Origin of the sequence: Sphingobium sp. (genome assembly GCF_033795625.1) — a bacterium.
Taxonomy (GTDB): domain Bacteria; phylum Pseudomonadota; class Alphaproteobacteria; order Sphingomonadales; family Sphingomonadaceae; genus Sphingobium.
Genome location: NZ_JARYGI010000006.1, coordinates 107087 through 131430 on the forward strand (window position 1 = coordinate 107087; position 24344 = coordinate 131430).

The 24344-nt window shown below is 62.9% G+C and carries 24 protein-coding genes; 6 read left to right on the plus strand and 18 right to left on the minus strand.

The window, feature by feature from the left end; all coding sequences use genetic code 11:
• Nucleotides 1-16: 16 nt before the first annotated feature.
• The 6 genes from QHC67_RS04845 to QHC67_RS04870 all read right to left on the minus strand — a co-directional run bounded on the left by QHC67_RS04845 (nucleotide 17) and on the right by QHC67_RS04870 (nucleotide 6135).
• Nucleotides 17-589, minus strand: a complete 573-nt coding sequence (locus tag QHC67_RS04845; RefSeq protein ID WP_319291757.1) for a gamma carbonic anhydrase family protein — start codon at nucleotides 587-589, stop codon at nucleotides 17-19.
• Entirely contained in the window at nucleotides 586-1581 is a 996-nt protein-coding gene (hemB, locus tag QHC67_RS04850; protein ID WP_319291760.1) for a porphobilinogen synthase, read from the minus strand. Before hemB ends, QHC67_RS04845 begins: the two co-directional genes overlap by 4 nt.
• A gap of 60 nt (nucleotides 1582-1641) precedes the next feature.
• On the minus strand, nucleotides 1642-1878 hold the full coding sequence (locus QHC67_RS04855) for a hypothetical protein (RefSeq protein WP_319291763.1): 237 nt from the start codon (nucleotides 1876-1878) through the stop codon (nucleotides 1642-1644).
• A gap of 94 nt (nucleotides 1879-1972) precedes the next feature.
• A complete protein-coding gene (locus QHC67_RS04860; RefSeq protein ID WP_319291766.1) occupies nucleotides 1973-2419 on the minus strand; it encodes a DUF983 domain-containing protein in 447 nt (148 codons plus the stop codon).
• Between the two features lie 51 nt (nucleotides 2420-2470).
• Nucleotides 2471-5575 (minus strand): bifunctional proline dehydrogenase/L-glutamate gamma-semialdehyde dehydrogenase PutA, encoded by a 3105-nt coding sequence (putA, locus tag QHC67_RS04865; protein ID WP_319291769.1) that lies wholly within the window; start codon nucleotides 5573-5575, stop codon nucleotides 2471-2473.
• Between the two features lie 137 nt (nucleotides 5576-5712).
• Nucleotides 5713-6135: a glycine zipper 2TM domain-containing protein gene (locus tag QHC67_RS04870; protein ID WP_319291771.1), complete on the minus strand. Its 423-nt coding sequence runs from the start codon at nucleotides 6133-6135 to the stop codon at nucleotides 5713-5715.
• 193 nt (nucleotides 6136-6328) lie between these two features.
• Here QHC67_RS04870 and QHC67_RS04875 point away from each other — a divergent pair, with 193 nt between their 5' ends.
• A complete protein-coding gene (locus QHC67_RS04875; RefSeq protein WP_319291774.1) occupies nucleotides 6329-7318 on the plus strand; it encodes an esterase-like activity of phytase family protein in 990 nt (329 codons plus the stop codon).
• Between the two features lie 74 nt (nucleotides 7319-7392).
• Here the strand turns inward: QHC67_RS04875 and rpmB are convergent, their stop codons facing one another.
• On the minus strand, nucleotides 7393-7683 hold the full coding sequence (rpmB, locus tag QHC67_RS04880) for a 50S ribosomal protein L28 (RefSeq protein WP_319291777.1): 291 nt from the start codon (nucleotides 7681-7683) through the stop codon (nucleotides 7393-7395).
• Nucleotides 7684-7843: 160 nt separating this feature from the next.
• Between rpmB and QHC67_RS04885 the strand changes: the two genes are divergently transcribed.
• Both QHC67_RS04885 and QHC67_RS04890 read left to right on the plus strand, forming a co-directional pair.
• Nucleotides 7844-8071 carry a hypothetical protein gene (locus QHC67_RS04885; protein ID WP_319291780.1) on the plus strand — a complete coding sequence of 76 codons (228 nt, stop codon included), beginning with the start codon at nucleotides 7844-7846 and terminating at the stop codon, nucleotides 8069-8071.
• A gap of 45 nt (nucleotides 8072-8116) precedes the next feature.
• Entirely contained in the window at nucleotides 8117-8575 is a 459-nt protein-coding gene (locus QHC67_RS04890) for a nucleoside deaminase (protein WP_319291782.1), read from the plus strand.
• On the opposite strand, the gene QHC67_RS04895 is transcribed toward QHC67_RS04890, so the two are convergent.
• A complete protein-coding gene (locus QHC67_RS04895) occupies nucleotides 8546-10447 on the minus strand; it encodes a hypothetical protein (protein ID WP_413818491.1) in 1902 nt (633 codons plus the stop codon). The genes QHC67_RS04890 and QHC67_RS04895 overlap by 30 nt on opposite strands.
• Before the next feature lie 63 nt (nucleotides 10448-10510).
• Between QHC67_RS04895 and QHC67_RS04900 the strand changes: the two genes are divergently transcribed.
• Nucleotides 10511-10936, plus strand: a complete 426-nt coding sequence (locus QHC67_RS04900) for a GtrA family protein (protein ID WP_319291785.1) — start codon at nucleotides 10511-10513, stop codon at nucleotides 10934-10936.
• Between the two features lie 4 nt (nucleotides 10937-10940).
• Here the strand turns inward: QHC67_RS04900 and QHC67_RS04905 are convergent, their stop codons facing one another.
• The 4 genes from QHC67_RS04905 to QHC67_RS04920 form a co-directional block, all read right to left on the minus strand.
• On the minus strand, nucleotides 10941-11603 hold the full coding sequence (locus tag QHC67_RS04905) for a glutathione S-transferase family protein (protein WP_319291788.1): 663 nt from the start codon (nucleotides 11601-11603) through the stop codon (nucleotides 10941-10943).
• Between the two features lie 26 nt (nucleotides 11604-11629).
• Nucleotides 11630-12430 (minus strand): LytTR family DNA-binding domain-containing protein, encoded by an 801-nt coding sequence (locus QHC67_RS04910; RefSeq protein ID WP_319291790.1) that lies wholly within the window; start codon nucleotides 12428-12430, stop codon nucleotides 11630-11632.
• Nucleotides 12427-13524, minus strand: a complete 1098-nt coding sequence (locus QHC67_RS04915) for a sensor histidine kinase (RefSeq protein ID WP_319291793.1) — start codon at nucleotides 13522-13524, stop codon at nucleotides 12427-12429. Before QHC67_RS04915 ends, QHC67_RS04910 begins: the two co-directional genes overlap by 4 nt.
• Before the next feature lie 87 nt (nucleotides 13525-13611).
• Nucleotides 13612-14097 (minus strand): helix-turn-helix domain-containing protein, encoded by a 486-nt coding sequence (locus tag QHC67_RS04920; protein WP_319291894.1) that lies wholly within the window; start codon nucleotides 14095-14097, stop codon nucleotides 13612-13614.
• Nucleotides 14098-14232: 135 nt separating this feature from the next.
• On the opposite strand from QHC67_RS04920, the gene QHC67_RS04925 reads away from it, so the two are divergent.
• Nucleotides 14233-16338, plus strand: coding sequence for a bifunctional (p)ppGpp synthetase/guanosine-3',5'-bis(diphosphate) 3'-pyrophosphohydrolase (locus QHC67_RS04925; protein WP_319291796.1), 2106 nt, complete (start codon nucleotides 14233-14235; stop codon nucleotides 16336-16338).
• Between the two features lie 8 nt (nucleotides 16339-16346).
• Here QHC67_RS04925 and QHC67_RS04930 read toward each other — a convergent pair whose 3' ends face one another.
• From QHC67_RS04930 to QHC67_RS04955, 6 genes are all read right to left on the minus strand, one after another.
• Complete coding sequence (locus QHC67_RS04930) at nucleotides 16347-17504, minus strand: acyltransferase (RefSeq protein WP_319291799.1); 1158 nt, start codon at nucleotides 17502-17504, stop codon at nucleotides 16347-16349.
• Between the two features lie 175 nt (nucleotides 17505-17679).
• Nucleotides 17680-18378 carry a GIN domain-containing protein gene (locus tag QHC67_RS04935; protein WP_319291802.1) on the minus strand — a complete coding sequence of 233 codons (699 nt, stop codon included), beginning with the start codon at nucleotides 18376-18378 and terminating at the stop codon, nucleotides 17680-17682.
• 102 nt (nucleotides 18379-18480) lie between these two features.
• Nucleotides 18481-19011 (minus strand): CarD family transcriptional regulator, encoded by a 531-nt coding sequence (locus QHC67_RS04940; protein ID WP_104952152.1) that lies wholly within the window; start codon nucleotides 19009-19011, stop codon nucleotides 18481-18483.
• A 254-nt stretch (nucleotides 19012-19265) separates the two neighbouring features.
• Entirely contained in the window at nucleotides 19266-19604 is a 339-nt protein-coding gene (gene fdxA / locus QHC67_RS04945; RefSeq protein ID WP_319291807.1) for a ferredoxin FdxA, read from the minus strand.
• A gap of 94 nt (nucleotides 19605-19698) precedes the next feature.
• Nucleotides 19699-19983 carry an RNA-binding S4 domain-containing protein gene (locus tag QHC67_RS04950; protein ID WP_319291810.1) on the minus strand — a complete coding sequence of 95 codons (285 nt, stop codon included), beginning with the start codon at nucleotides 19981-19983 and terminating at the stop codon, nucleotides 19699-19701.
• Between the two features lie 6 nt (nucleotides 19984-19989).
• Nucleotides 19990-22578, minus strand: a complete 2589-nt coding sequence (locus tag QHC67_RS04955) for a helicase-related protein (protein WP_319291813.1) — start codon at nucleotides 22576-22578, stop codon at nucleotides 19990-19992.
• A 234-nt stretch (nucleotides 22579-22812) separates the two neighbouring features.
• On the opposite strand from QHC67_RS04955, the gene QHC67_RS04960 reads away from it, so the two are divergent.
• On the plus strand, nucleotides 22813-24336 hold the full coding sequence (locus QHC67_RS04960) for a M23 family metallopeptidase (protein WP_319291816.1): 1524 nt from the start codon (nucleotides 22813-22815) through the stop codon (nucleotides 24334-24336).
• The last annotated feature ends 8 nt before the right edge of the window (nucleotides 24337-24344 follow it).

A 24344-nucleotide genomic window follows, 5' to 3' on the forward strand; every position in this document is an offset into this window, starting at 1 on the left:
CGTTCCGGAAGACTCGTTATTCGTCCAGCGCTGCTCGCACCGCGCCCTTATGTGCGTGGGCGTGATGGACATAATGTTCGACGCCGCTGCGCATGCCGATCACCGCCTCGTCGGTCAGCTCGCGCATGAATTTCGCCGGGCGGCCGCTCCAAAGTTGGCGAGACGGTAGGCGCTTTCCCGGCGTCAGCATGGCGCCCGCCGCGAGCATCGCGTCACCCTCCACGACGCAGCCGTCCATCACGATCGAGCCGAGCCCCACAAACGCCCGATCCTCCAGCGTGCAGCCGTGCAGCATCACGATATGCCCGACCAGCACGTCCGCGCCGATGATCGTCGGAAAGCCGCCGCTTCCGTCCTTGTCCGAATCGCAATGGATGATCGTGCCGTCCTGAATATTCGTGCGCGCGCCGATGACCACGCGATTGACGTCACCCCGGATCACGCAATTATACCAGACGCTCGCCTCCGGCCCGATCTCGACGTCGCCGATGATCCGGCATCCCGGCGCGATGAAGGCGCTCTCATGGATGCGCGGCGCGACGCCGTTCAGGGCAATGATGCTCGCGCCGGGGTGGAGTTCCTGCTTCATGCGCCCAGCAACCGGGCTGCCAAGGGGGCGTGATAGGTCAGCACGCCGGTGCAGCCCGCCCGCTTGAAGCTCATTAACGTTTCCAGCACCAGTGCCTCCCGATCTCCCGCACCAGCGGCGACCGCCGCCTCGATCATCGCATATTCGCCAGACACTTGATAAGCGAACACCGGCACGCCGAACGCATCCTTCACCCGCGCCACGATATCGAGATAGGGCAGCCCTGGCTTCACCATCACGCTGTCGGCACCTTCGGCCAAGTCGAGCGCCACTTCACGTAGCGCTTCCTCACCATTGGCGGGGTCCATCTGATAGCTTTTCTTGTCGCCCTTCAGCAGCCCGCTCGATCCCACGGCATCTCGGAACGGACCATAGAAGGCGCTCGCATATTTGGCGGCATAGGCCATGATCTGCACATTGGCATGGCCTTCGCTCTCCAGCGCCTCGCGGATGACGCCGACGCGTCCGTCCATCATGTCGCTGGGCGCGATGATGTCTGCGCCCGCCGCCGCCTGATTGAGCGATTGGCCGACCAGCACTTCGATCGTGGCGTCGTTCAGCACATAGCCGCGATCGTCCAGGAGCCCGTCCTGCCCATGGGCGGTGTAGGGATCGAGCGCCACGTCTGTCAGTATGCCAACCTCGGGCACGGCGTCCTTGATCGCGCGGATCGCACGGCACATCAGATTGTCGGGATTGAGTGCTTCGGCCCCGTCATCGCTGCGCCGTTCCGCTTGCGTATTAGGGAACAAGGCGAGGCAAGGGATGCGGAGGTCGCGCGCCAGCTTCGCCTGAGTGACAATGCCGTCAACCGACCAGCGCGACACGCCGGGCAGGCTGCCAATGGGCTCCTCGACGCCGCTGCCTTCGGTGACGAACAGCGGCCAGATCAGGTCGGCAGCGGCGATCCGATGCTCGGCATGCATGGCACGGGACCAGGCGGAGGCACGGGTGCGGCGCAGGCGTAGCGCGGGATAGGGGGCATGGGACATGCGGTGCGTTTAAGCCCCCCTCGAAAGGGGATCAACAGTATTACGCCATAACACCACCGCTCAATGCGGCCTGTATTTCAGCAACTCCGCCGCCGCTTCCAGTTCACGTGCACCCATTTCGATAAGCTGGTTCTTTCCGCCCATACTTACCGGCTGATCGAATTCCGCGAAAGCGAGGAACCGCTCGTCAGGCGACATACCAGCAAATAACGCAAGGCACCCTTTGAACGTACAACGAAAACCCGGCTCGCCGTTTCCACGAAAAAATCGAACAGACGTATCCCACGAAAGATTCATGACAGCCCCCACTCGTTGAGGAGCCGTATCGTGTCACAAAATAGCAGGAAATCAAGGGGCGGGTCTAAACTTGTCGAACCGTGAGACTGTTCGTTCAGGACGGGCCGGGGCCATCTTCCTCTCTCCGGCCATGGAGCTTATTCCACAGCTCGGACGTGCCCGCCTCTTGCGCTCTCGTGAGATATTGCGCCGCGATCAGCCAGCCCTTGATCGGCCGCAGTGGCAGCACGGTAGTCAGCAACAGCACCGGGACGCCGACGAGCAAATGCACCCAGAGTGGCGGCCTTGCCATGATTTCCAGCATGACGATGAAGATGACGCCCGGTACACAGGCGAACAGCTGCACGAACACGGCGGGGCCGTCAGCCGGATCGGCGAAGGAATAGTCGAGCCCGCACACCTCGCAATGGTCGCGCACCGTCAGGAAGCCCTGAAAGATGTGCCCTTTTCCACAGCGCGGACACAGCCCGCGCACGCCAGTCTCGATGGCCGAGAGACGCCTGGCCCCAAGGTTTTGCGTGCTGTCATTTGCCTCGTTCATCCGAGCCTCCGGTATCGATAGAGGCCCCTTACGCTTCTGCGCCCCGGCAAACTACCCCTCATCCTCCAGGCTGAGCAAACTTGCGTTACCGCCCGCCGAGGTGGTGTCCGTCGATGTCACGCGTTCGGCACAGAAGCGATGGAGATAATGCGGACCGCCTGCCTTGGGGCCAGTGCCCGACAGCCCTTCGCCGCCGAAGGGCTGCGACCCAACGACTGCGCCGATCATCGATCGGTTGACGTATAGATTGCCGACTTCCGCCAGCGCTTCGACCGATCCGGCGGTGCGCGCAATGCGGCTGTGCAGGCCCATGGTGAGGCCAAATCGCTTGGCATTCACACGCCGGATGACCTGCTCCAGTTCGCCCGCACGCCATGTCGCCACATGCACGATAGGGCCGAAGACTTCGCGATCGAGCTGGTCCAGATTGTCCAGCCGGATCACTGTCGGCGGTACGAACAGCCCTTCCTTCGGCACGGCGACCGAATGGACGATCCGGGCGGCGCTGGCCTCGCGATGCGCCATCAGCCGGTCATAGGCCGGTCTGTCGATGACTGGGCCGACATCGGTGCGGCTATCGGTCGGATCGCCGACGACCAGCGCGTCCATCGCGCCCTTCAGCATGTGGAGCGTCCGGTCCAGCACTTCCTCCTGCACCAGCAGCAGCCGGAGTGCCGAACAGCGTTGTCCCGCCGACTGGAAGCCGGAAACGATGATATCGCGCACGACCTGTTCGGGCAGCGCCGTCGAATCGACGATCATCGCGTTGATGCCGCCGGTCTCCGCGATCAGCGGCACGATGGGGCGGTCCTCCGGGCCTTCCAGCAGGGCGCGCGCAATGGCCTTCGCCGCCGGGACCGACCCAGTGAAAGCTACGCCCGCGATGCGCGGATCGGCGGTCAGTGCCTTGCCCATCTCCGCCCCGCCCGGCGCCAGCACGAGCGCATCGACGGGCACGCCCGCTTCATGCGCCAGAGCCACGGCAGCGGCGGCGATGAGCGGCGTCTGCGGCGCGGGCTTGGCGACGACCGTGTTGCCCGTTACGAGCGCGGCGGCGACTTGCCCGATGAAGATCGCCAGCGGGAAGTTCCACGGCGCGATGCAGATCCACACGCCGCGCCCCTCCATCCGCAGCACATTGCGCTCGCCCGTGGGTCCGGGGAGGGTGATGGGCGCTAGGCCCTGACGCGCCTGCGCGGCATAATATCGGCAGAAGTCGACGGCCTCCCGCACTTCGCCCAGGGCATCCGGGATCGTCTTGAACGCTTCCTGGCAGGCGATGGCCATCAACTGCGGACGGCGCTCCTCCATCAAGTCCGCCAGCCGGTCGAGGCACTCGGCGCGCGCGGCGAGCGGCGTTGCTGCCCATGCCGGGAAGGCGGCGTGGGTACGGTCGAAGGCAGACTTCGCGATATTCTCGACATCAACGTCCGTTCGTCCTGCGCTTGTCGAAGGATGAAGCTGAGCCGCAGGCAAAGTCTCTTCACTTCGTTCAGGTGCAGGCTTCGACGGGCTCAGCCCGAACGGGGCTTCAATGTCTGCCCGCACCTCAGTCATGACCTGCGCGAGAATATCCCGATCCTCCAGATCCACGCCCGCGCTATTCGCCCGCTCCGGCGCGAACAGGTCGCGCGGCAGGGGAATTGCCGGATGAGGCGCACCGCCGACTCGCGCGATCTTCTCCACCGGATCGGCAAGCAGTTCGTCCTCGGATGTTCCCGCATCCGCCAACTGATGCACGAAGCTGGAATTCGCGCCATTCTCCAGCAGTCGCCGCACTAGATAGGCCAGCAGATCCTGATGCCCGCCGACGGGCGCATAGATGCGGCAATGATGCCCCTCGTCGCGCACTAGCCGCTCGTACAATCCTTCGCCCATGCCGTGCAGCCGCTGAAACTCGAAGTCCCGCCGCTTGCCTGCCCATTGCAGGATCGTCGCCACCGTCAGCGCATTGTGGCTGGCGAAGGCGGGGTACAGGTGCGTCGCGTCCAGCATGTCCCGCGCGCTGGCCAGATAGGACACGTCCGTCGCCGCCTTGCGCGTGAACAGCGGATAGCCCGACAGTCCGCGCTCCTGCGTAAACTTGATTTCGCTGTCCCAATAAGCGCCCTTGACCAGCCGCACCGCCATCCGCGTGCCCCGGTCGCGCGCCACGGCATCGGCCCAGCCGACCACGGCCCGCGCGCGCTTGCTGTACGCCTGGATCGCCATGCCAAGCCCGTCCCAGCCACGAAGCTCAGGATGCCGCGCCACAGTTTCGATGATGTCGAGCGACATCACCAGCCGCTGCGATTCCTCCGCGTCGACCGTCAGCGCGACATTGCTGGCCGCCGCCTGCTTCGCCAGCGACAGCAGCATCTCAGTGAGTTCGGGTATGCAGCGCCAGGACTGGCTTGCCTCGTACCGCGGGTGCAGCGCCGACAGCTTCACCGATATGCTGTGACCCTTCTCCCCCTGAGCGGCGATTTCCCGGATCGCATTGCCGTAACTGTCGAAATAGCGCGCCGCGTCGTCATAGGTGCGCGCGCCTTCGCCGAGCATGTCGAAGCTCGCGGTAAAGCCGCGATGCTGCTTCTTGTCCATGCGGCGGATCGCTTCCTCGATGGTGCGGCCCATCACGAAGACTTCGCCCATCAACCGCATCGCCGCGCCGACGGCCGTCCGCACGAATGGCTCGCCCGCGCGCCCGATCAGCTTGCGCAGGACGCCGGCGCGATCGTCCTCACGCACCATGACGCGGCCCAGCACCAGGCCCCATGTCGCCCCGTTGACAAGGCCGCTATGCGACTTGCCGCTATGCGCACGCCAGTCACCTTCGCCGATCTTGTCTGCAATGAGTTGGTCTGCAGTGTCGGGATCGGGCACCCGCAGAAATGCTTCGGCCAGACTGAGCAGCGCAATGCCCTCGGCCGTGTTCATCCGATATTCCTGGAGGAACTGATTCACCCAGCCATAGGTCTGCGCCGCGCGGAGGTCCTTCAGCAGCGCCTTTGCCCGCTTGACCGTCGCCGCCCGATCCTGGTCGCCAAGCCGCGCGCGCTCGATCAGCGGACGCAGCACCTCGGGTTCGGCACGGCGATGATCATAGGGAAGGCGCTGGCGGAAGGCAGCGGAATCGGCGTTGAGCGCCGGAAAGGGCAGGGGCAGGGCGGACATCGGGAACGCTCCAGAACGCAGTCGCTAGCATTGATCTAATGTTGCTGCGTTCCGAAACAATATTACGAGTCCGACAAAAAGGCCAGCCCCTCTCGGGGCCAGCCTCTTCGTTCGATTCTATGGTTCGCTGCCCGGTACTAGCAGCGGCGGCCATTGTTCTTGTCGATCGCGCGGCCTGCCAGAGCGCCGACGCCAGCACCCAATATGGTGCCGGTGGTGCGGTCGCCACGGCCTGCGACTTCGTTGCCGAGCAGGCCACCGGCAATCGCGCCGATGATGGTGCCGCCCGTGCCATTGTCACGGCAGCGGTAGGAATAACGGTCGCCGCCACGATAGTAGTTCTGGCTGCGGTAGCCATCGTTGCGATAGCCGTTGTTCCGGTAGTAGCGATCACCGCGATACTGGCGACGGTCGCCGCCGCGATAATAGTCGCCCCGGTCGTAACCGCGCTCATAGCCGCGATAATTATCGCGGGCCATGGCAGGGGCCGAGGTAGCGACGAAAGATGCAACGCCCATTGCCAGCGCAGCACCCATGTTGAGGAAAGCGGACTTCTTCATGGCGTTACTCCTTATCAAACTCTGTCCGGGAGGGCGACTTTCGAATCACTGTCCCTCTCGATGACCCCCTTATGGATGATTCGCCTTGATGGCAGGCTGAACGCGGGTGACAGCGATTGTTCAGTTATCCTGCGTTCACATTGCGTGAGTTTTGCCGTGTGCTCGGTCCACAAATCTCCTATCGACGGTGCAGATGTCGCGGATCGCCCTCATCCTTCTCCTGGCTATATTGCTGCTTTCGCCGCCCATGCCGAACAAGAGCGCCCCGCGCCGGTCGGGCTCGCTGCTGGTGACGGTGCATCCGCTGGCGCTCGACAGTGACGATCCCGGTCGCGATCATGTCGGGCCTTTCCGGTTCCTTGGCGGCTGGCAACTTACCAGCACCCATCCCGCTTTCGGCGGCATCTCGTCGATGCAGGTGAAGCCGGACGGCAGCATTTTGGCGTTGAGCGATTCGGGCACGTTGTTCGGCTTTTCGCTGGACGGGAAGACCGGGCGGCAGTTCGTTGCGCCGCTTCCGGTGCGTCGTCTGGAAAAGGGCCTGCCCAGCTATAGTTGGGATTCCGAAGCGCAGACCTATGACCCGGCGACCGGCAAGCATTGGGTGTCGTTCGAACTGATCCAGCGCATCTGCCGCTACTCGGCCGGGTTCGCGCGGCTGGACGCCTGCATGGAATGGCCGGCGGTGAAGCGCTGGCCGGAGACGGGGAGCGGTGAAGCAATGGTGCGGCTGCCCGATGGCCGCTTCCTGCTGTTTTCGGAATATGGCTATGGCAAGGACGGCAGCAACGACCTGCTGCTGTTCCAGCAGGACCCTGCCTTGTCGAAGAGCGTACCGCCGCTGCGCCTCAGCTATCGGGCGCCGCAGGGCTATCGTCCGACCGATGTGGTGGCGCTGGATGATTCGCATTTGCTGGTGCTCAATCGCCGTGTCACGCTCCACGAAGGGTTCACGGCCGTCATCGCATTGGTAAAGCTCCCCCCGCTCCGGGCGGGGGCGGTGCTGGTCGCGCAGGACCTTGCCCGATTCGCGCCGCCGCTACTTGCCGATAATTTCGAGGCGCTGGCCCTGTCGGAGGAACGCGGCCGCAGGATTTTGTGGATGGCGTCCGACGACAATCACCAGTTCTTTCAGCGCAGCCTGCTCCTGAAGTTCGAAATCCCGGCCAGCCTGACGCAGTGAAATAGACTTGAAGCAATAAAAAAGGCGACCCGGAGGCCGCCTCTCTTAAGTCGCAGGAAGCGAGTCGCGGCTATTTAGGCAGCGACCTTCTGCTTCTTCACGATTTCGCGCTTCAGGCGCTGCGCCTTGAGCGACAGCTTCTCGTCATTGGTCTTCAGCAGCCAGTTGTCGAGACCACCGACATGCTCGACCGAGCGCAGGCCCTTGGTCGATACGCGCAGCTTGACGCCCTTTTCCAGCGATTCGGAAAGCAGCGTGACGTTCTGCAAGTTCGGCAGAAACACCCGCTTGGTCTTGTTGTTGGCATGAGACACGTTGTGGCCCACTTGGCGGGTCGTGCCGGTCAGCTCGCAAATGCGCGACATATCAATCAGCCCTGTACTCAGAAGGTTTAGAAGGTTCGGGTTGCCCGGAAAGCGGCGCGGATAGCCGGAACTCGGCAATCCGTCAACCCTTGAGGTTCGTTACACATGGCAACCTTAAAGGCTGATCTGCGTTAGGATGCTATAGTTCGAGGAGGACGCAATGATAAGATTTTTGTTGGGCTTGGTGTTGCTGGCCGTGTTGTTGGTCGGCGGGGCCATGGCGTTCGGCCTCCTGAAGGTCGAGCAAACGCGCGATGCGACATTGCCTGCCGTTGCGGTCAAGGAAGGCACGCTGCCTGCATACAAGGCGGACGTGGTGAAGGTTGAGGTCGGTACACGTAACGAGACGGTCGCGGTCCCCACCGTCAACGTCCAGAAGCCGGAATAACGGCGGGGCTTGCTCACGCGCGCACGCGGGCGGTAGAGGGCTCCGATGTCCCTGCCTTTCCCGCCGTCCGAATATATGAGCCGTGCGCTGGAACTGGCGCGCGCGGCGGCGGAAGCGGGCGAAGTGCCGATAGGGGCAGTCATCGTGCGGCGGGGCGTCGTGATAGCTGAGGGCGAAAATCGCAATCGTCGCGACAAGGATCCGACGGCCCATGCGGAGATTGTCGCGATTCGCGCGGCGGCGGACAGGCTGGGCGATTTTCGCCTGACCGATTGCGAACTTTGGGTGACGCTCGAACCTTGTGCGATGTGCGCGGGGGCCATTTCCCATGCTCGCATCGATCGGCTCTATTTTGGCGCGCAGGACCCGAAAGGCGGGGGCGTGGACCATGGCGCGCGCATTTTCACGCATCCGCAGTGCCTGTACCGGCCTGAAGTCTATGGCGGCATAGGCGAAGGGGCTTCGGCCGCCCTGTTAAGGGGCTTTTTTGCGGTTCGGCGCTGAATAGTCGATGCGATAGAGTTGGAAGGGCAGGGCGAAGCCGGTGCGCAGGTTCACCAGCTTCAGCCACTCGGGTATCTTGCCGCGCACCAATTGCGCATAAAAACCTCTCGGGCTGCGTGCCTGGTAGACGGTGCCCTCGGGGAAGTTGGGGCAGATCAGCAGATATTTCGCGAAATGCCGCGCGGCGATCGCACGGAACCCTTCGGGCTGGCCGTCGAGCGCATGGTGTATGTCGAGGATCGCGGCGCCGTTGCGATGATAGGGGCCTGCTATGGCGCTATGATGCGTGGTTGCGATGATGCGGGGGCCAAGGTCCACCATCGTGAAGATCGTCGCGGAAGGAAGCTGGTCAAGGGCCCCCAGCGCCGGGAGCGACCGGCAGCGCCCATTCGCCTTGCGAATAGCTGCAGTGCGTTTAACCAAGCCGGGGCTGGGCTTGGCTGGGGGTGCTTCCATTACGTCCGCGATCAGCCGATTCGCTTCGGGATAGAGCGGATAAGCAAACAGCACGGCGGCAACCAGTGCCATTGCCACACCGCCGACGATCCTCCAGGCGCGTCGCCCGAACAGCACGGCTCGCGCCGCTGCCCACGCTGCCCAGGCCGCTGCCGGGATCGCCAGAAACTGTGCGGCAGGCCCGGCGCGCAACTGCCAGAACAGTAGGCCCAGCGCGAAGATCGTCATCAGCGTGACCGTGGCCCACGCCCATAATGTCTCTTTGTCGCGACGCGCCGTCCAGCAGGCCACGAGCGCACCAAGAATCGCGACCACCGGCAGCGCCAGCAACGGTATGGCGACATTGCGCGCCTGCGCAGTGATCGGCTTGGCCTCGCGGATGTTGGCGAGCCACAGTTTCTGCAGTTCCGGCGAGAGTTGATAGGCGCTGGTCAGGCATTGCGGCCAATTGCTGAATGCGAACGCGGCGACGATCGCGCCGACCACGACCCCGGCGGTCAGCCGCTGTTGCCAGTTCCTCAGCGGCAGATAGGTCAGCAGCACCATGCCGCCCGCTGCCGCGCCGAGTATCCCCACCCAAACCGGCGAGAGCGCGTCACACACCGGAGCACGATTGGCATAGCTGGCCGTCAGGACGAACAGCAGCCCGATCCCGCCGCCAAGACCGAGCGCATAGGGCCGCATACGCCGCGCCGCGCCATCCTCGAACACCCAGCGTAGCGCGATGATGCCGCCCGCCGCCGCCAGATAGACGATCATCTCCATGCCGATGGCGATGGAGACGGCGCTGGCGAGGCCTGCCACGACCCCGCCGCGCAGCCAGTTGCGGTCCACTGTCCCGGCAAGCACTGCCACGGTCAGTGCCAGTTGCCAGCCATGATGGTCGATCCGCATCGGCATATACATGCTGAGGCCCATCCCCGCGGCCAGCGGCGCCAGCGCAGCGATGATCCACGCGTTCCCGCCTGCCAGCCGCCGCACGATGAAGGCAAGGCTCAACATCATCGGCAATAAAGGCAGCAGCGGCGCGATGGCGCAGGCGAGGCGATCTGCCGTGGGAATGTCAGTGAACAGCCGAAAAAACAGCATCAATCCGGCGATTGGCAAATCCACCAGCCGCGACCAATGGATGTTCGCGCCGCCGGGCGGATCGAGCCGATATTGCCGCAGATCGTACCAGCCCTGTCCCGCCAGCCAGTCCTTTACCTGCACGAAGCGGATATTGTCATCCGTATCGCTCAGCACCAGCCAGTGCGCTTGGCTCCAGTGCGACACGACATAGAAGGAGGCAAGGCCGACCCACAGGATGAACGTGACGAACATCCATTCGCGGTCCGCCTGTGCCGACCACCGTTCGATCCGGGGCAGGATGCGCGTGCGCCACATGCCGCCATTGCCGGTCGCGCTGTCCATCATGCGGCTTTCCATATCATGGGCGCCGGATTAGACCGCGCCGAGCAAAGCGCAAAGGGGTAGTGCATGAAAATCATCGCAGCGTTCACTACGCTGCCCCCGGAGCGGCGGGCGCTGTTCTGGCAGCTCATGCGCTATGGCCTGACCGGCGTGACCGTGACCGCCATTCAGGCGGCGATCTACTGGACGCTCGCGGCGCTTGCGCATGTCGATCCGCAGCTCGCCAATGTCGCGGGATATCTGGTCGCGGTGGTGGCGGGCTATGTGTTGCATGGCGCCTTCACCTTTCGCGATCAGGGGCGGGCGGATCGTGACGCGGCGCGCGCCATCCGCTTTGTCGCGGTGTCGCTGGTGAGCCTTGCCATCAACGCAATGTGGGTATGGCTGTGCGTCAGCCGGATGGGCTGGGCGGAATGGACGCCGGTCCCTGCGATGATGCTGCTCACGCCGGCGATCGTGTTCGTGCTGAACCGGCAATGGGTGTTCCGCTGAGCGGCTAGTCCTCGTCCGGCACTGGGAGCGGGAAGAAGGATCGGAAGTGGCGCGCTTCATCCACCGCGCGGGCGAAAGACGGGCGTGCCAGCAACCGGGCGCGGTAGGCGAGGACATTGGCGAACTGCGGTGCAATGAGATGCACCCAATGCGCATAGAAGAGGAAGGGCGCGGCCCCGCAATCGGCCATGGTGAAATGATCCGCGGCTGCCCATTCGCGATCCTCCATCGCCTTGTCGAGCCATGCGTAGGAGGTGTCTAGCGTCGCCCGTGCGTCGCGAACGCCTGCCGGATCTTTCTCATGGTCGGGCCGCAAGGCATCTAAGACGATCTTCTGTTGCGGGGTAGAGACGTAGTTGTCGAAGAAGCGGTCCATCATCCGCACGCGCAACGCCGCCACGCGATGCTCCGGCACCAGACGCAGGCTCCCGCGATCGTGGATATCGAGATGCTCGATGATGATACTGGCCTCGCACAGCACATGATCGCCGTCCTTCAGCACCGGGAACCGCTTTATCGGCCAGAGCCGCGCCAATTCCTCCCCATTTTCCGGCTCGTCCGGCGAAATGGTGCGCATCGTGAAAGGAATGTCGTGTTCGTAGAAGGCGATGATGGCCTTCTGGCAATAGGAGGAGAAGGGATGCGCGAATAACTCCAGACTGGCCATCTTCTCCCCCCAAGCCCATTCAGCGCTTAATGTACGAAGCGCGCCACCACGTCGCGATAGCTGCGGCTGACCTTTACCTGCGCGCCGCTTTCCAGAACCAGGAAGCATTCGCCGTTGGTGTGAGGCTTCACTTGCCTGACCTGGCTGAGGTTGACGATGGTGGAGCGATGCACGCGCTGGAAATTGCGCGGATCGAGCCGCTTTTCCAGATCCTTCATCGTCTCGCGCAGGATCAGCGAATTGTCGGCGGTGTAGATGCACATATAGTCGCCCGCCGCGTCGATACGCTCGATGCTGTCGACGTCCACGCGGAAAATCTGCCCGCGATCCTTGATGTTGATGAGCTTTTCATAGCGGCTGGCGGCGTGGCCATCCTCTTCCGGGGCGAAGTCGCTCATCGCCTGCGGTGCGACTTCGGCCAGCACTTCGCGCAGCCGTTCCACTTCCTGCACCTGCCGCTTTTCGCTGAGGCGCTGGCGCACGCGGTCCAGCGCATCGGCCAGACGATCGGGCTCGACAGGCTTCAGCAGATAATCGACCGCCTGCGCCTCGAACGCGCGGATGGCGTGGTCGGAATAGGCAGTTACGAAGATGAACAGCGGCGGCTCGATCTCCATCATGCCCTGAACGACCGAAAAGCCGTCGAAGCCGGGCATCTGTATGTCCAAGAACACGAGGTCGGGTTTATGCGTCTTGATCGCGCGGATCGCTTCCCGCCCGTTCTGGCAAGTTTCGATGATTTCCACATCCTCATGGGCTTCGAGGCGGAGCGTCATGCCCTGTATGGCAAGGCTCTCGTCATCGACGAGGATTGTTCTGATTGTCATGCGGCCACTTTCATTGGATCTTCCGTAATAAGCGGCATTTCGATGGTGACCGAAAAGCCGCCCCCGGGCGTGGAACGCGCTTCGAAGCTGTGGCGTTCCCCGTAGGCCTGAAACAGCCTATCGCGAATATTCGCCAGTCCCACGCCCGTCGAGAGACTTGGCAGAGCCACGATATCATTCAATCCCGGACCCGTGTCGGACACGACGATCCGGACGTTTTCACCGGCAGGTTGCGCGACGACCGATATTTCCGCGCCTTCTTCTTTTGGCGTCACTGCATATTTGATGGCGTTTTCGACAAGCGGCTGCAGCAGCAGCGAGGGAAGCCGCGCGTTCGCTACTGCAGGGTCGATGCTGAACGTGGGCCGGAGCCGGTCCTCGAACCGCATCTTCTCGATCTCAAGGTACAGTTTCAGCGTCTCCACTTCCTGCTCCAGCGTTACTTGCGCGGTCGGCTCGTTGATTAGCGTATAGCGCAGGAAGGAGGACAGCCGCGATAACATGGCATTGGCCCGGTCGGTCTGCTTCAGAAGCACCAGGGTCGATATGCTGTTGAGGGTATTGAACAGGAAATGCGGGTTAAGTTGATAGCGCAGCATCGCCAGTTGCGCGTTGCTCGCCTGTAGCTCCAGTTTTTGCAGTTGGTCGGCCTGCTCTTCCACCGTCAGGAAGAAGTTGATCGCATAATAAAGCGCCGACCATGCCCCCAACAGCGTGACCGCCAGATAGAAGGCGCCGAGAAACAGTTGCAGGCCGGCCGTCGCGCTAGACTGGTTCTGCGTCGCGAACACCCATGCGTCGATGAAGGCGCACAAGGCGGCCGAGGCGATCACCGCGATGATCGACACACCCCAGGTGATGATGGGCCGCTGTGTCAGGAGCGAGCGGAAGATCACCGCCATCAGAAGGGTGACGGAATAGCCCGAGACCGTGGAAATCAGCACCGGCACCAGGAACGACAATTCCTGCCCGTTCGCCACGCCCGATGCGCCGCGCAGCACGAACGTACCCAGCCAGCCGAGGGACTGCAGGTTCCAGAATGCCCGGTTCTTGTCCGCGAAAAACGGCTGCGGCTGAAGGGGATTGACCGACATGCCGGAGGCTTAGCGGGTTTTCGCAAAAGCGAGAAGGGGGTTACGGATGCAGGCGGGCCATCGCGCTTGTTGCCGTCCGCTTAGCGATCAGGCCGCCATCTCTCCGGGAGCATCCTCGGATGCCAACTGTCTTTCAGGCAGTGCCCAAATCAAGTCGTCGGCCGTCAGTTCACGTCCGTCGTGCGCAAAAATCTTCATTTTCTGAATGGGCAGCCCATCACGCTTGTCATGCAGGGCAGGTCCGCCTTCGACACAACATTCCCATTTTTCGCCCCATTGCCGAAGGGCGACCATCATCGGAAGCAGGTCCATCCCCTTCTCGGTCATGCGATATTCGATCTTGCGGCGATCGCAACTCATCGGTTCGCGTGACAGGATGCCCTTTTCCACCAGCCGCGACAGGCGGTTGGCAAGGATATTGCGCGCAATGCCAAGATTGCTCTGAAACTCTTCGAAATGCTTGAGGCCGTTGATGGCGCCCCGCATGATCATGAAAGACCAACGCTCGCCCATCGCTTCCAGTGCGTTGGGAAGTGGGCACTGATTCAAGATCTCGTTTAACATCTGGGTCATGACTGAAAACAATAGACCGAATCGTGGATGGTTGCAAAAAGCAATTTAAATTCTGACATATTGCTGTGGGATTAACCTCACAAAAGCGCAATTTTTTGTTGCGAAACTGCCGCAACACCGCACAACGGATCAATAATGCTACGTCAGTACGAACTCGTCGAGCGCGTCAAAAGCTACGATCCGGACGCGGACGAGGCGATGATCAACCGCGCCTATGTCTTTTCGGTCCAGAAACATGGCAGCCAGAAGCGCGCCAGCGGCGATCCCTATTTTAGTCACCCCATCGAAGTCGCCGGCATCCTGACGGACCTCTATCTGGACGACCAGACGATCGTCACTGCGCTACTGCACGACACGATCGAGGACACCCTCGTCACGTATGAGGAGATCGAGGGCGCGTTTGGCAAGGATGTCGCGCGGCTGGTCGACGGCGTGACCAAGCTCTCCAAGATCGAGGCGCAGTCGGATAACGAGCGCGCAGCGGAGAACCTGCGAAAATTTCTGCTCGCCATGTCTGATGACATCCGGGTGCTACTGGTGAAGCTTGCCGACCGGCTGCACAACATGCGCACGTTGCACTTCATCAAGAACGCCGAGAAGCGCAAGCGCATCGCCCGGGAGACCATGGACATCTACGCCCCGCTGGCCGAGCGGATCGGGATGTACGACTTCATGCGCGAGATGCAGTTGCTGGCCTTCCGCGAACTGGAGCCGGAAGCCTATGACAGCATCACCAAGCGGTTGGAACAGCTCAAGGAAGGCGGTGAGGACAAGGTCCAGCGGATTGCCGCAAGCCTGCAGATCCTGCTCGGCAGCAACAGCATACCGGTTACTGTGTCAGGCCGGGAAAAACATCCGTTCTCGATCTGGAAGAAGATGCAGGAGCGGCACATCAGCTTCGAGCAGTTGACGGATGTGATGGCCTTCCGAGTGGTCACCGAGACCACCGAGGATTGCTATCGCGCGCTCGGCATCATCCATCAGAAGTTCAAGATGGTGCCCGGCCGGTTCAAGGATTACATCTCGACACCCAAGCGCAACGGCTATCGCTCGATCCACACGACTCTGATCCATGACGAGAATGCGAGAATAGAGGTCCAGATCCGCAGCAAGGACATGCACCGCGACAGCGAATACGGGCTGGCGGCGCACTGGGCCTACAAGCAGTCGGCGCCCGGCGCGGAGAAGAAGCCGGACGGGCAGGCAGCCTGGCTGCGCGATCTTGTGGAAATCCTGGAACAGAGCCAGGACGCGGATGAGCTGCTCGAACACACGCGCATGGCGATGTATCAGGACCGCATCTTCGCTTTCAGTCCGAAGGGCGAGTTGCATCAGTTGCCCAAGGGGTCGACGCCGGTCGACTTCGCCTATGCGGTCCACACACGGCTGGGTAATCAGACGGTCGGCGCGAAGGTCAATGGTCGGGTCGTGCCGCTGCGCACGTCACTGGAAAACGGCGATCAGGTCGAGATACTGAAATCAGACGGGCAGGAGCCGCAGCCCGGCTGGCTGACGTTCGTCGTCACGGGCAAGGCGCGCGCGGCGATTCGGCGCTACATCCGCAACAAGCAACGCGGCGAGCAGATAGCCCTCGGCGAAAAGCTGTACGAGGAGATCGCAAGCCGCCTCCCCGTGGAAATCGGAGCCAAGGGCATGGCCGCGGGCCTCAAGCGCCTGAAACTGGAGGACCGAGCCGCGCTGATGATCGCGATCGCCACCCATCGCGTGACGGACGCGGAGGTCATGGAGGCGCTGATCCCCGGCTCCACCACGGCCGACGGCGCCGAAGAAGTGCATCCCCGTCAGCACGAGCCGGTGTCGATCCGGGGCCTGACCCCAGGCATCGCCTATGTGCTGGGTGATTGTTGCCACCCGGTTCCGGGTGATCGGATTGTCGGCCTGCGTCGAGTCGGCGTGCCCATCGAAGTGCACACCATTGATTGCAAGGTGCTGGAATGCGGCCAGGACGCCGAGTGGGTGGACCTGAACTGGGATGTGAAATCGAAGGGCGGCACTGCGCGCCTGTCGATCATCGTCAAGAACCAGCCGGGCGCGCTGGCGTCCGTCGCCAACATCTTCGGCGCGAACAAGGCGAACATTCTCAACCTGCAACTGGTGAACCGCGAAGGGCCGTTCCACACCGACGTCATCGACCTGGAAGTCAACGACGCGCAGCATCTTATGCGGATATTATCCGCACTGCGCGCGCTCGATATCGTGGTGCAGGCCGACCGCGTCTGAGATTTCGGTCAGGCGGGGGACGGCTGCGTTCGGTCCCGCAACGTCCTGAACACGTCTCGTATTCCGCCGATACCGTAAAGCCATCGCTCTCCTGCTTCGCCAGACCATTTGCGCAAACCCAAGGACAGCGGCCCGGCAAGCAGGCCAAGCATGGGCGTCATCCAGAGCGGGCTGTGGGAAGGGAGCGCCAGCCAGGACAGGAGGCTGGCCGCGATCGTCATCACCAGGCCATGCGCGACATAGATCGACAGCGTGTTGCGACCGAAAAAGCTCAGCGAGCGACGCACCGTGTCGGATCGGCACAACAGCACCGTCGCGCTGCAGCCCAGCAGCAGCCCGGCAGCGGACAGGGCAAGCCTGGTGCCCGGCAGATCATGCGGCAAAATCTCGTCCACTATCGCGACGGCCGCATAAGCTAATGCGCCAATGGCGAAGGCGGCGCGCGGACGCTGTGGAAGGTGAGAGAGCGCCGCCCGCCCGTACCACAGGCCGCCTAGGAAGAACGGCGCATAGAGGAGGGCTTTCTGATGGGAATGATGCGCGAAATAGTCGCGGCTCAGGTTCTCGGCGACCGCCGCGAGCGCACAGAACGCGGCCAATGTCAGCGGATGCTTCATGTTATTCAAGGCCTTCGCCAAGATGAAATAGATTGCCAGGACCCACAGGAACCACTGGCCGCTGACCGGCACGATCCACATCGTCAGCAGTTGCTTCCCCGAGGTGCCAAGAAGGCCCGTGGCAGGTTCCGGGAGCAGATATCGATAGTAGGCCCAATAGATCGTCGTCCAGAGCCCATATAGATACAGGAAATACGCAAGCTTGCTGGTGAACAGTTTCCGCCAGCTTTGTCCGACAGCCTTTGCGGCGAACACGGCCGACACGGCAAAGAACAAGGGCATCCGGACCGGCGTGAACAGCGCGTCGAACCTTGCGAAGACGTGCCAGCCATGACCCACCGAGGCAGCCGTCAGGTGTGCATGGTGAAAGACGACAAGCAGGATCGAGATGCCTTTCGCGGCGTCGATCCAGTCTATTCTCGTGCCGCGCTCGCTGGCCGGAATGCTCACGCTGAACGGGACGCGGCATATGCTTCGATAGTGGGATGGCGCGATCGCATACACGTCTCCTGAAAGCCGTTCACCGGCTGAGAAAGCCTCTCCGCTCACGCCTCCCGCCATCTGATCACGCGAAGGCGTGTACCGCGCAGGAGCGGGGAGGCTTTGCCGCTGATCTGCGTAAATGTCTCTAGAGGCAGGTTAGGAAGCGGAGGAAATCCAACATAGATCAGGCGGGGCGATGTGCCGTAACAAAGAAGGGGCCATTTTAGCCCGCGTCGCCGTCTTAAAAGTCTTTGTCCCCGCACTGCACACGACCTGCGCCGTTGTGCGTGACCTTGCACGCGGCCTTGCCCGTTACGGCCACATCTCCTGAACCGAAAGCGTTGATGTCCGCAGTGCCGGACGCCGCTGCCGATATGCTTCCTGTGCCTTCGTTCACAAGCTTGATGTCCTTGACCACGAGGGCGTCCGCTATCAATGCTCCCGGTCCCGACACGCGCATGTCGGCGCGTGCGGCTTTGCCTGCGAGTGTGACGCGGCCGCTGCCTGACAACGCTACGGTCATTTGATCGAGCGTCACCGCGCCAACGGTTATGTCGCCCCCGCCGCCCAGCAGAATATCGCCGCGCTGGCCCTGCATCCGATCGACGGTGAGCGATCCGCCGCCTGTCAGGGTTACGCGGCGCAGATTGTCGGTCGATAAACGCAGCGTGACTGGCCCGCCGCCGCCCGTGTCGCCGGACCGGCGCGACTTCATGCGTATGACGAGCAGGTTGCCGGACACCCGCATGTCCACGCGGTCCAGCGCGTCGCGATCGCCTTCGCCCTTCGCCGTTACTCCCGCTCCAGTGGCCACGAATACCCGCACCGGGGCATCGACGCGCACGCTGTCGAAGCGCGTGATCGTATAGCCCTGAGTTGCCGCCGACGCCGGGGCAGCGAGCAGGATCAGCGGCAGGAGAAATGCGGAACGAACCATCATGGCCTTAGAGCGCAAGCGGCAATCGAGGGCAATGCCGCGCCAACGAAGAAAGGGCGCCCCATAGGGACGCCCTTTTCAAAAATCGCACTTGCCCTGGAAGGCTCAGTCGACCTTTTCCTTGTTATATTTCGGTGCAGCTTCGTTGAGGATCTGCAGGATCTTCTTCAGCGCGCCCGGCTCATCCGTCTCTTCCATCGCGGCGAGTTCGCGAGCGAGGCGGCTCGATGCCGCTTCGAAGATCTGGCGTTCCGAATAGCTCTGCTCGGGCTGATCGTCGGCGCGGAACAGGTCGCGCGTCACTTCGGCGATCGATACGAGGTCGCCCGAATTGATCTTCGCTTCATATTCCTGCGCACGGCGCGACCACATGGTGCGCTTGACCTTGGGCTTGCCTTTAAGCGTGTCCATGGCTTCTTCGAGCGTCTTGTTGGAGGACAGCTTGCGCATGCCCACGCCTTCGGCCTTGTTGGTCGGAACGCGCAGCGTCATGCGCTCTTTCTCGAAGCGCAGCACATAGAGCTCCAACTCCATGCCCGCGATCTGCTCTTTCTGCAGTTCGACTACACGGCCCACGCCATGCTTGGGGTAAACAACGTAATCACCGACGTCAAAGGACAGCGCTTTGGCAGCCATTTGGAACCTTTCCATCACAACAAGGAGAAATCAATGTCGCGCAGACAGCATGTAATAATGGGATACATGCGGTCGACCCGCAACGTCACCTAAGGATCATGGGACGATCTAACTCCACACGGACGCGACGGCGCCCGCTGCTGCGAAGCATATAGCAGATTCATTATAAAATTACCAGCCCGCGCATAAAACCGCACGAGCCACCATCACAATGCAGATTATCGCCTACATTCCAAAGCAGCAGTTTCGTTGTATCAGTTCCCCGAACCGGGCTCTGGCGAAAAGTATTTCTCGAACTTGCCCTCTTCGCCCTTGAAGTCGTCGGCGTCGGCCGGGGCTTCGCCCTTGACCGTGATGTTGGGCCATTCGGCGGAAAATTTCGTGTTCAGCTCCAGCCACTTTTCCAGGCCGTTTTCAGTGTCCGGCAGGATCGCTTCGGCGGGGCATTCGGGCTCGCACACACCGCAGTCGATGCACTCGCTGGGATTGATGACCAGCATGTTGTCGCCTTCGTAGAAGCAGTCCACGGGACATACCTCGACGCAATCCATATATTTGCAGCGGATGCAGGCGTCGGTCACGACGTAGGTCATTATGGGGGCCTTTTCCCGGGTCTGAATTGCGCCCTGCTATTGATGCCCTCGGCCCGCGTCAATATCATTGGGTGGTGAAGCGGGCTGCTTTGTGTCAGCCGCCGACAACTATTTCTTCATAGCATGCCTGCGCTTCGGGCGCGGGGCCGCGCCTTTGTGGCAGGCTGCTGACACGCACGACCCGCACTTTCTGACCGAAGGGAAAGGTGATGAGATCGCCCGCGCGCACGGGCGAATGGGCCCGTTCCACGCGGCGCCCATTGATCCGGATGTGCCCCTCTTCGGCCAGCTTCTGCGCGTTGGTCCGACTGCTGGCGAGCCGCACGAACCAAAGATATTTGTCGATCCGCAGCGTCGGGCCCGACGCAGCCATATTCATGCCCGCTCAGCCATTGCGCCCCAGCAGCGCGGCTAACCCGGCGAAGGCAGACCCAGCCGAAGGTGACGGAGCGGGGGCAGCGACGGGTTTATCGGTGGGGCGGGGGCCGGTATTGCGGCCACGTTGCTGACGTTCGGGAGGGCGTGCTTTTTGCCGCCCGCGAAAGGCCCAGTTCGGTCCGCCCTCCGCCGCTTCCACGGGCCGAAAACCCGCCGCGCGCATCAACTGTAGAAAAGCGGGCTCCAGCAGTCCGAGCGACACGATGCGTAGATCGAGGGCATGGAAGGGCTCTCCCTTTGCAATGGTATCGTGCGCCGCGCGCGCCATGCGCTCGGCCATGTCGATTCGCAGGAACTGCGCCCCAAAGCCCCGGAAGCCAGCAATCCGCGCGCCCATCTCAGTCTCGCGTCCTTCCAGCGCCAGCAATGTCGCACCAGCGGGCGGCAGCGGCAGCATCGGCTTGCCCTTGCGTGCGGAGATTAGTGCCATGCGCCAGAGCGCCGCGCCCGGTTTCAGCAGGCCGGGATGGAAGATATCGAGAACCCCGACCGTGATACCCGATTTGCGCAGGGTATAGCGCTGATCTTTGTCGAGATGCGCGAGCGATGCGTCGATCTCTGTCCGTTCGATGATCCCGCCCGCGTCGGCAAGTTGCGCGAACACGGCGCGCACGACAGGCGCGACGTCGGGATCGCTAGCAGCGGCGGCCATCTTCACCAGGGGCAGCAGATGGCGTTCCTTCTGCGCCGCCATCCACGCGCCGAGCTTGTCAGCAACGCGCTTCTGCACATCCTGTCCCAAGCCCAGCAAGGCCCGGTCCAGCCGGACCTCCGGCGTGATCAGGACCTGCCCGGCATGCAGCGTCGCAACGGGAACGCCGTCCCAGCTTATCGTCGGCACGCCGTCGACGCCCGGTTCCAGCATCAGGGCGGCATCAGGCGCCGCCAACAACTCATCCACTTTCACGCGTAATATCGCCCCAAGTCTTTTCTCTGCAGCCGCCAGCAACATGCGACGGTCCTCTCCGCGTGCATCGGGATCAACCGAGAAACGAAATCCGTCAAGTCGTCCAATGGATTCTCCGTCGACATGGACCGAACCGTCCTTCTCCACGCTCACCGGAAGTTGCGCGATATTCTGCCCCATGTCGCGCAAAAGCACGGCCGTTCGCCGGTCTACGAAGCGCTGGGTAAGCGCCGCGTGCAGGGCGTCGGACAGCTTCTCCTCCAGCGCGCGCGTGCGCTCCGCCATCTCCGCCGGATATTCCAGCCAGTCCGGGCGATGCGCGATGTAGGACCATGTCCGCGCCGCCGCGATTCGGCCCGACAGCGTGTCGATGTCGCCCTGCACCGTGTCCAGCCGCGCGAGGTGCTGCGCGAACCAGTCGCGCGGGATGTAGCCTTGCCCCTCCGACAGGAATCGCCACAGCCGTGACACCATCCGCGCATGGTGATCTGCACCCAGCTTCTGAAAATCCGGCAGACCGCACGCCGCCCATAGCCGCCGCACCTGCTGTTTGTTCCGAGCCCGCTCGATCACCAGCGGGTCGTCGGCCATGCGCTTCAGGACCGACAAATCGACGGCTTCCGGCGCGGCGCGCAGTTCGGGCACCTCCGGACGCGCTTCCAGATCGGCGATCAGCCCATCCAGCGTATCGCACCTCGGCGCGCCGTCGCGCCAGTAGAGGAAGTCAAGCGGCGGGAAATGATGTTCCTCGATCGCCTCGATCTCCTCGGGCGTGAACGCGGCGTCGCTGCCTTCGCCGCCCAGAGAGCCGAACGTCCCGTCCCGGTGATGCCGCCCCGCGCGCCCGGCGATCTGCGCCATTTCCGTGATCGACAAGCGCCGCGTCCGATGTCCGTCGAACTTGCGCAAGGACGCGAATGCGACATGCGCGACGTCCAGATTGAGGCCCATGCCGATGGCGTCGGTCGCGACCAGATAGTCGACCTGCCCCTCCATGAACATCTTCACTTGTGCATTCCGGGTGCTTGGGGAGAGCGCGCCCATCACTACCGCAGCACCACCCCGGAACCGTCGCAGCATTTCGGCGACGGCATAGACTTCCTCGGCGGAGAAGGCGACGACTGCCGACCGCTTGGGCAGCCGCGAGAGTTTCTTTGCGCCCGCATAGCTCAGCGTCGAAAAGCGCGGCCGGCCGATGATCTCCACGTCCGGCACCAGCTTGCGCACGAGCGGCGCGACGGTCGCGGACCCGAGGATCATCGTTTCTTCACGCCCCCGCGCCCGAAGCAGGCGATCGGTGAACACATGGCCGCGCTCGGGATCGGCACCCAGTTGCGCCTCGTCCAGCGCCACGAAGGCATAGTCGCCATCGACCGGCATCGACTCCGCAGTGCACAGGAAATAGCGCGCCTTTGGGGGGCATATCTTCTCTTCTCCGGTGATCAGCGCCACGCTATCCGGGCCCTTGATGGCGACCACGCGCTCGTAGACTTCGCGGGCCAGCAGTCGCAGCGGAAAGCCCATCATCCCGCTGGAATGGCCGCATAGCCGTTCGACGGCTAGATGCGTCTTGCCGGTGTTGGTCGGACCGAGAACGGCGGTCACGGCAGAGCGGGCAAACTGGGCCATGACTTTATGTCGGGCAAGCAGGGCGCAGGCGCAAGAGGGGCAACCGGAAAATACGGCTGGAAAGGTCGGTTCCATGCACATGTAGGTGCTGAGCGGCTATCCCGCACGGCCCGCCGCAGAAAAGCGAGTCGGCGCAAGCTCTTAAATTGACTTTAACCTTATGTCTCCACAACCAGGGCCGCGATGTCACGGCATGGGGCCCATGGCAGCAGACGATGATCCGGGGGATGCCGGTTGTTTCAGAAGAATGAGTTCGGATTGGCCCAGGGCGGAGCTGCCGCATCCTTGTGGCTGTCTGAGGCCATTGCCAGTCCCAAGCCGCTTATCGATACGCGGGACCGGCGCACGCGCCTGCGCGATTGGGCGGAGGATGTAGAACTCGTCCCCGATCTCGGTCAGCGCGTCGGCAGCCTTACCTGGTTCCGCGGCCTTGCCACCTGCACCGCGCTATGCGCCAGTGCCATCGCTCTTTCTCCCGGCTTCGCACCCGTTCCCGGCGCTACCGATCCGGTGATGGACGCAAAACAGTTCGACGAAGTTCGCAGCCAGACGATCACGCCATTAGCTCTGGGTGCCGACAGCGGTCGCCATATGGGGGCGACCGACGCGGTTTCGCCGCTGCGTGAAACGCCCGAACGTCCGCAGGTTCAACTCACTGCGCAGATCGGCAGTGGCGACAGTTTCGCGCGCGCTTTGTCTCGCGCGGGCGTCAGCAGTGCCGATGCGGGACGCGTCATCGGACTGACGGGTCTCGACATGGGAGACGCGCTGAAGCCCGGCACGCGCCTCGACATCACGCTGGGCCGTCGCACCAGCCGCGCCATGCCGCGTCCGTTGGAAAGCCTCTCCTTCCGCGCCCGGCTCGACCTTGCAATCGACGTGACGCGAGTCAACGGCTCGCTGCAGGCGCGGCGCATCCCGATCCATGTGGATGACACGCCGCTTCGTGTTCAGGGCTTGGTAGGCGACAGCCTGTACCGCTCCGCGCGTGCGGCAGGCGCGCCGCCCAAGGCGATCCAGTCCTACCTGCGTACGCTTTCTCAGCAGATCTCGATCGGTTCTCTGAATGCAGGAGATCGCTACGATATCATCGTCGCCCATCGCCGCGCCCAAACCGGCGAGGCCGAAGTGGGTGACTTGCTCTACGCCGGTCTGAAGCGCACCAGCGGCAAAGCTATCGATATGCTCAAGTGGACGACCGGCGGGCGCACCGAATGGTTCGAGGCATCGGGCGTTGGCGAACGGCGCGGCGTGCTCGCGCGGCCTGTGGCCGGTCGGCAGACATCGGGGTTCGGAATGCGGCGCCACCCGATCCTCGGCTTCACGCGGATGCACGCAGGTATCGATTTCGCAGCGCCTTATGGCTCGCCGATCTATTCCGCGACGGATGGCGTGGTCGAATTTGCCGGACGGCATGGCGGCCACGGCAATTACGTGAAGCTGCGCCACGGCGGCGGCATCGCCACGGGCTATGCGCATATGAGCCGGATCGCCGCGTCGCCGGGGCAGCAGGTCCGGCGCGGGCAAGTGATTGGCTATGTCGGCTCCAGCGGCCTCTCGACGGGACCGCATCTCCATTATGAGCTGTATCGCAACGGCCGGACCGTGAACCCGGCGTCGGTAAGCTTCACGACCACGGCGCAACTGGCAGGCCGCGATCTAGCCGCGTTCCGGGGGCGGCTCGCTTCGTTGAAGTCGCTTCGGGTCGGGTTGGCGGCGCAGGCAGCGCCTGCCGGAGCTTCGGCAAAAGGCAGATAGTCGGGGAT